Genomic DNA, 7,425 nt, shown 5'->3' on the forward strand with positions numbered 1-7,425 from the left:
TGGCCCGGATCCTGCAACGTGCCATCGCTGATGGGCCTCCGGGCATCTTCAACGTGGCAGGCGACGGCGCGCTGGGGGTGACAGACCTTGCCAAGGCGCTGCAAAAAAGCATCCTGCGCCTGCCGGCCTGGGGACTGCAACTGGCGCTGGCTATCGCCCATCCGCTAAAGCTGTCGCGCTATGGCCCCGCGCAGGTGCGGTTTCTGCAATACCGTCCGGTGCTGGACAATACTCGGCTCAAGACCCGGTTTGGCTATGTGCCGGAGCTGACCAGCGCCGAGGTCTTTGCGCTGTGGCAAAAATCGGTGGATCTGTGATGACAAAGCCGGGAACAGGAAAGCCGGGAACAGGAAAGACTGCCGTCATCACTGGCGGGGCAGGCGGGCTGGGGCTGGCGCTGGATGCGGGCCTGCGTCAGCGCGGCTGGTCAACAGCCCTGATCGATCTGCCCGGCCCGGCGCTGGAGGTGATTGAACCACTAGAAAATCGCCGGATCTATGGCTGTGATCTCACGGATCTTGCGGCGATGGGGCGGCTTTGTGCCCAGATCCGGGCGGAACATCGATCGGTTGATCTGGTGATCTACAATGCGGGCATCACCTGGATCGGCGCCTTTGCCGATCTGAGCGATGCCGCCCATCGCAAGGTCTTTGACATCAATTTCTTTGCGGCGGTGACTATGGCCCAGGCCTTTCAGCAGGATCTGCGCCAAGCGTGCGGCACCCATCTGGCGATTTCTTCTGTCGCCGGGTTCAGCCCGCTGTTTCACCGCACCGCCTATGCCGCCAGTAAACATGCGCTCGAAGGCTTTTTCAAATCGCTGCGCTCTGAGGAAAAACCCCATGGGGTGCGCTCGGTGATCGCAGCGCCCAGTTTTGTCGCCACCAATATTGGCAGAGCAGAGGCGAAGGGCAATGGCATTGCCCGTCCGGGTTCTGCCACGGATGGGGTGGACTACATGAGCCCCGAAAGCGCTGCCAAAGAGATTCTTGATGGTTTGGACCGGGGAAAGCAGTTCATCCCGGTGGGGCGTATTGCGCGGCTTTCTGCGCTGATCAACCGGCTGTCGCCGCGCCTGTTTGAATGGCTGATGGAACGTAAAATCGCCAGCAACGAAGACAACAGCCCTGGCTGACCCGCGCCCGTTCTGGCCGCAAAACCGGCATTGCCTCAGGCTCTGCCCAGGCGTTAACCCAGAGTGCTAATTTAGCCTTTGGATCAAGGCGCAACGCTTGCTTTCCCCAAGGCATGGGCTTAGGTGATTTCAACCATATATTAACTGTTTATTGCAGCATTGCATCGTTTCTGGGGAGAAGCCTGTGATCCATTTTGGGGCCCAATTGCGCGCCGGTCTTGCGCAGCAGTCAGACCGCGCGGCCTTGATCTGTGCGGAGACCGGAGTGTTGACTGGCTCCACCTGTCTGGCGGCGGTGGATCAGGTCATTGCCGGGATTGCCGAGGCCGGCACTGCACCCGGTGCGCGGATTGCCATTATCGCGCCTCTGGCCCACCAGGCCACGATCGGCTTTCTGGCGGCGCTGCATTGCCATGTCGCCGCACCGCTTAACCCGGATTACACCACGGATGAATTCCTGTTCTACCTCAACGACCTAAAACCCGGCCTGGTGCTGATAGGGGCGGGTGCCAGTGCGGCTGCTCAGGCGGCCCTTGAAGTCGGTGGTTTTGCCAGTCTGCAGTTGGATGATGAGATGTTCCAGCGCCGCGCTGATCCGAGCCCGCTGCCGCCACCCTCACAGCCTGATGCTCCGGGGCTGATCCTGCACACTTCGGGCACCACGGCGCGCCCCAAAATGGTCGAGCTGACCCAGACCAACTTGGCCAGTTCCAGCACCAATATCGCCAAGACCTTGGCGCTTGGTCCGCAGGATGTCTCGCTCTGCGCCATGCCGCTGTTTCACATCCATGGGCTGATGGCCAGTCTTGGGGCGGCGCTGGTGGCTGGCGGCGCGGTGGTGCTTGCTGGCAAGTTCCAGCCGCAGCGCTTTGTTGAATGTCTGGAGCAATTTGCCCCGACCTGGTATTCGGCTGTGCCAACGATACATCTGGCCCTGATCCACCATCTGGAACAACAGCCCACACCGGTGACGCATCACCTGCGCATGATCCGGTCGTCCTCGGCGCCGCTGCCACCCTCGGTGATCAGCCGACTCGAAGCCTATTTTGCCGCCCCCGTGATCGAGGCCTATGGCATGACTGAGGCCAGTCACCAGATTGCCTCCAACCCCCTGCCGCCACGTGAACGCAAGCCGGGCACCGTGGGCCGTGCTGCGGGCACGCAGATCTGGATTCTGGGCGAGGCGGGCGAAGAGCGGCCCATCGGCGAGACCGGCAATGTGGTGATCGCGGGAGAGAGCATCACGCCGGGCTATGTGGAAAACCCAGAGGCCAATCGTGAGGCCTTCCAGAAGGGCGGGTTCTGGACTGGCGATCTGGGCATGCTGGACACTGAGGGCTATCTGACCCTCACGGGGCGGCGCAAGGAAATCGTCAACCGTGGCGGTCAAAAGATTTCCCCACGAGAGATCGACGAGGCCCTGCTGGAGATTGACGGCGTCACCGATGCGGTTGCCTTTGCCCAGCCTCACCCCAGCCTTGGCGAAGATCTGGTGGCGGCGGTCTGTCTTGCCTCTGGCTCCACGCTGACCAGTGATCATTTGCGGGCCCAGCTGTTTGACCACCTGATCGACTACAAGGTGCCCAGCCAGATCGCCATCGTCGAGGCCATTCCAGTTGGCGCCACCGGAAAACGCCAACGTTTGCAGATGTCGCAGGCGCTGCAGGGGCATTTTTACACCCCGTACCGGGCACCGGGCTCGGCCGTCGAGATCATCCTGTGTGAATTCACCGCCGAGGTTCTGGATCTGGAGCAGATCGGGCTGGATGACAATTTCTTCAATTGCGGCGGCAATTCCATTCTTGGGGTGCAGCTTTCAGTCACTTTGGGAGAGCTGCTGGGCTGCTATATTCCGCCAACAGTGATCTTTCGCCATCCCACAGCTGCGAGCCTGTCCTCCTATGTGCTGGGGCTTTTGTCGGAGGAAGATCTGGCGCAGTTGGAGCAGGCGGTGGCGGCCCTGTCTGACGCCGATGTGTCCGCATGAGCACTGGATCCCGACAGGTGGCCCTGCGGGCAAGGCTGACGCAGGGGCGGGGCCGAAATGGACATCAGGCCATTGCAGCGGCGCTTTTGCGTGGCGGCATCACTCATGTCTATTCGCTGGCGGGCAAGCCGATGTATGCCACCCTTGGGGCCTGCGTCGAGGCTGGGTTGCAGGTGATCGGCTGCCGGTCGCAATTTGGCGCGCTGAGCGCCGCCCTGGCGCATAACTACCAGGCTGGGGCTTTTCAGGCCATCGCCATGTGCTCACCGGCGCCAGGGGTGACCAATTCGATCACCAGCCTGTCGGATGCCAAGGAAAACCAATGGCCTATGCTGCTGATCGCAGGGATGGTGGAAGACCCCGAAGACGAAGGCAAGGGCTTCCAGAGCTTTGACGGCGGACGCGCGGCTTCAGAGACCTGCAAAGGTGTGATCCGGGCGCGAGACCGCACCATGCTGCCTCATGAAATCCACCAGGCCCTGACAGAGGCACAGACTGCACCACAGGGGCCGCTCTTTGTTGAGGTGGGCGCCTCAGTGCTCAATGCCCGTCACAACGATCCGCGTGAGAGTGATGCGGCTTCGCCTGAGAGAGAGCCTGTTCCGGTACAAAAACCTCTCCCTGCAGCCGCCGCCACAGCCCGACAGGGGCAGCAGGGGCAAAAGCCGCTGTTGGTGCTGGGCGAAGGCCTGCGGTGGTCCGCGACCCAGGTGCCAAAAGCCGCAGAACGTCTGCGTCAGCGGGTTGAACAGCTGAACCTGCCGGTGCTTGCCACACCGATGGGGCGGGGGCTGCTTCCGGATTCCCATAGGCTGAGCGTCTTTTTGGCCAAGGAGGCAACGCTGAGCCAATGTGACCATCTGCTGCTCTGCGGGGCTACGCTGGACTGGCGTTTGGGGGGCAAACCCGCCCTCTCTGACCCAGGCGGGGTGCAGCAGGTCGCCGCTGATTGGGAGGTCTTGCTGGGCCTGCTGGAGGGCTTGGACGAAGGATCTATTGACGAGATTTGGGCGCGCGCCATGGCCGGTAGCCATCAACAGGAACTGGACAAGCTGCGCCGTCAGGCTGTTGGTAGCGCCGAGACCTTTGCAATGAACCAATTGTGCGAGGCCCTGGGGCAATGGCTGCCCGAAGACTGCGTTTCCATTGTCGACAGTGGGCTGGGGCTCTCTACTGGCCATAGTTTCTGGCGGGTGCAGCAGCCCTTTGTGCGGATGACCGCAGGGCAGAATGGCACTATGGGGCTGGGCATTCCTTTTGCGCTGGGGGCCGCCCTGCAGGCACCAGACCGCCCGGTGGTGGCGCTGGTGGGGGATGTCGGCTTTGGCCTAACTGCGACAGAGCTGGAAACGGCCGTGCGCCATGCCGCGCGGCTGATTATTGTGGTGGCGGACAATGGTGGCATCAATGGCCGTGGCTTTCAGGACAATTGGATGCCCGGCGGCGATCTGGATGTGCTGCGCTACAGCCGACAGGTTGACTACGCCAAAGTGGCCGAAGGCTGGGGCGCAAGGGGCGTGACGGTGACCACGCCTCAGGCATTGCAGCAGGCGTTGAGCCAGGCAATAGAGGCGACGGGTCCAACGGTGATTTCGGTGCCGATGGTGACCTGTTTTGGGGATGGAATTACAGGAGAAGGCCAGGGCAATGGCTGAACGGCGCGCTTTACTCCGTCAACGTCTGGCCGGACTTGTTGGGAACTCCAAACGGCTTGTTACCGGGCAGTCTGATCGCCCGGCAGGGGATGTCACCCTTGCCGCCCCGCTGGTTCAGCAACATTTCTGGTGTCTTGATCAACTGGCGCCGGGGCAGGGGATCGTCAACGTCAACCGGGCCTGGCGCATCGATGGCGCTTTTGATCCGGAGCGCTGTCGTAGCGCTCTCAGCAAACTGACCCACAAATACGACAGTCTGCGCTACGGCCTGCGGCTGGAAGGAGACAGCCTGCAGATCACGGTCAAGGACCAGCAGGCGGTGGATTTTGACCAGATAGATCTGCGCCAGTCTCCTGAGGCGCTTGACGGTAAACTGGAAGCCGAGAGCCTGCTCCCCTTTGATGTGGAAGCAGAGCCGCTGCTGCGCCTGCGGGCCTATCACTTGGCAGAGCAGGCCTGGGTCCTGCATCTGGTCTATCACCATGCCATTATGGACGGCTGGTCGCTGGGACAGTTCTGTCAGGAGCTGGGCACTGTCTATGCCGCGCCGGATCAGCAGGTTACGCGCCCGACCTATGACTTTGCCGCCTATGCCGGTGATCTCGGCTCCAACGCGGCCCCCGGATTTGCCCGCCGGGCCGCGCTTCGGCTGACGCAGCGCCCCAAAGACAGGCGGCAAAAACCGGTCGATATGCCCGACCTGTTGCTGCCCTATGATTTTGCCCGGCCACCGGTTGCCCGATTCCAGGGTGAGAGCTCGGTGATTGAGATCAAATCCGGCAGCCGGGCCCTGGTGGAGCAGCTGGCAGGCAGGCTGCATGTCTCACCGATTGCGGTTCTGCTGGCGGTGTTGCGGGTCACACTGTTTCGCATCACCGGGCAGCGCGATTTTTGCATCGGCAATACCGCGATGAACCGCAATGCGCCGGGATTGCAAAAGATGCTGGGGGCCTTTGTTGAAACCCTGCCGATCCATACACCGCTGGTGCCCGAAATGGGGTTTGACCTGCTGTGCCAGGCTGAACAACAGGCTCTTGCTAAGGCGCTGGAACAGGACGAGACCGGCGAAGAGGCAGGGCCTGAGACCGGGGAGGCTGCGCAGGGACAGCCCCCAAGGGCGCCGAGGGATGGGCATGAGGTGGTGCTGAACTATCGTGGCTTTTCCACCCGCGACCTGAGCCTGCCGGGATGCCAGGTACAGCCCTTGCCGCTATCGGGGCGCTCGACCCCCTTTACCCTTGCTTTGAACCTCGAAAACACCGATGCGGGCTATCGCGGTGAGCTGGTCTGGAACAAGGCCCGGTTCTGTGCAGAGACGGCAGACCGGATGGTGGCAGAGTTCACCGCCGTGCTTGCAGCGGCTTTGGACTCCCCCGGCACGGAATTGGCCGCACTGCCCCCCCAAAGCTCAGCCACCGAGCCTGTGTTGCAGACCGCAGCCCCGAAGGCATGCCCTCCGGTGGTGACCCAGCTGCTGCAAAGCTTTGCAGACCACGCCGATCAGGATGCTGTCAGTCAGGGTGATCAGCGCTGGAGCTACCGGGATCTGGACCAGGCGAGCGCGGCCTGGGCGGCAACCATAGCGCAGGCTCCTGGAGACCCCGGAGATCTGGTGGCGCTGGCCCTGCCGCGCGGGCCGGAGTTTGTGGCGGCCTTGATTGCCATCCTGCGCAGCGGTCGTGCCTTTCTGCCCCTGTCGCCTGCAGATCCTGCAGAGCGGCTCAAACGTATCCTGAACAGTGCCAACCCTCGGCATCTGATTGCCGCTCCGGAATTGGCCGATAGCCTGGACCTGCAAGCCCTGGAGCGTCCAGGGCAGGGGACAGTGGAGGGTCCGATGCAAGGCTCTGATGCGCCGATTGGCACCGATGCAGTTTTTGTCGCAGAGCCCGAGGATCTGGCCTATGTGATGTTTACCTCAGGCTCGACCGGCGCGCCAAAGGGGGTGGAAATCCCACATCGGGCACTGTCACACCACTTGGCGGGCGTCTCAGAAGTGTTTGAGGCGAAATCAGGGGATCGCCTGCTCTCGCTGAGCAGTACCACGTTTGACAGCATCATCTTTGAAGTGCTGCTGCCGCTGGTGACCGGCGGCAGTTTGGTAATGGTCGAAGAGGCGCGTCGCAAGGATCCCTGGCATATTGTGGCACAGCTGCGCTCAGTCCAGCCGGATCTTGTCTTTGCCACCCCGTCTATGTGGCGGATGTTGCTGGAGGCAGAGCCTCCGCTCCTGCCCCGGCTGACGGCGGTGACCGGAGGCGAATTGCTGAGCCGCGATCTGGCCAATCGCATCCTGCCACAGGTCGGTCGACTGGTGAATGGCTATGGTCCAACCGAAGCAACGGTGTTTTCTTCCTGGTGCGATGTTCGGTCCGAAGAGGGGGCTGAGGGCGGCTGCTCCCAGATTGGTGCCCCTATCGGTCTGCCCTTTCCCGGCTATAAGGTGGCGGTGCTGGACGCTGATTACCAGGCGGTCTGGCCAGGTCGTCTCGGAGAGATCTGGATCTCAGGCGCGGGACTGGCGAGAGGGTACTATCAGGCGCCAGAGCGTAGCGCTGAGGTCTTTGTCGATATGGATGCCAAGCCGGGGCCTTTGACGGGGCGCTGGTACCGCAGTGGTGATCTGGGGCGGCTGTTGCCAGGGGGCG

At 62.2% G+C, this 7,425-nt stretch carries 4 protein-coding genes and 1 pseudogene; all 5 read left to right on the top strand.

Features of this window, described 5'->3' with window-relative positions; genetic code table 11:
• Nucleotides 1–317, top strand: a pseudogene (locus ABJP42_RS01305) (epimerase); the annotation flags it as partial.
• Complete coding sequence (locus tag ABJP42_RS01310; RefSeq protein ID WP_348338089.1) at nt 317–1,135, top strand: SDR family NAD(P)-dependent oxidoreductase; 819 nt, start codon at nt 317–319, stop codon at nt 1,133–1,135. The pseudogene ABJP42_RS01305 and the gene ABJP42_RS01310, both read left to right, overlap by 1 nt.
• Before the next feature lie 184 nt (nt 1,136–1,319).
• A complete protein-coding gene (locus tag ABJP42_RS01315) occupies nt 1,320–3,122 on the top strand; it encodes a non-ribosomal peptide synthetase (protein ID WP_348338090.1) in 1,803 nt (600 codons plus the stop codon).
• Nucleotides 3,119–4,777, top strand: a complete 1,659-nt coding sequence (locus ABJP42_RS01320; protein ID WP_348338091.1) for a thiamine pyrophosphate-binding protein — start codon at nt 3,119–3,121, stop codon at nt 4,775–4,777. Before ABJP42_RS01315 ends, ABJP42_RS01320 begins: the two co-directional genes overlap by 4 nt.
• The coding region (locus ABJP42_RS01325) for an AMP-binding protein (protein WP_348338092.1) at nt 4,770–7,425 on the top strand (2,656 nt) is incomplete at its 3' end. The genes ABJP42_RS01320 and ABJP42_RS01325, both read left to right, overlap by 8 nt.

Origin of the sequence: Pseudophaeobacter sp., from assembly GCF_039971195.1 — a bacterium.
GTDB lineage: Bacteria > Pseudomonadota > Alphaproteobacteria > Rhodobacterales > Rhodobacteraceae > Pseudophaeobacter.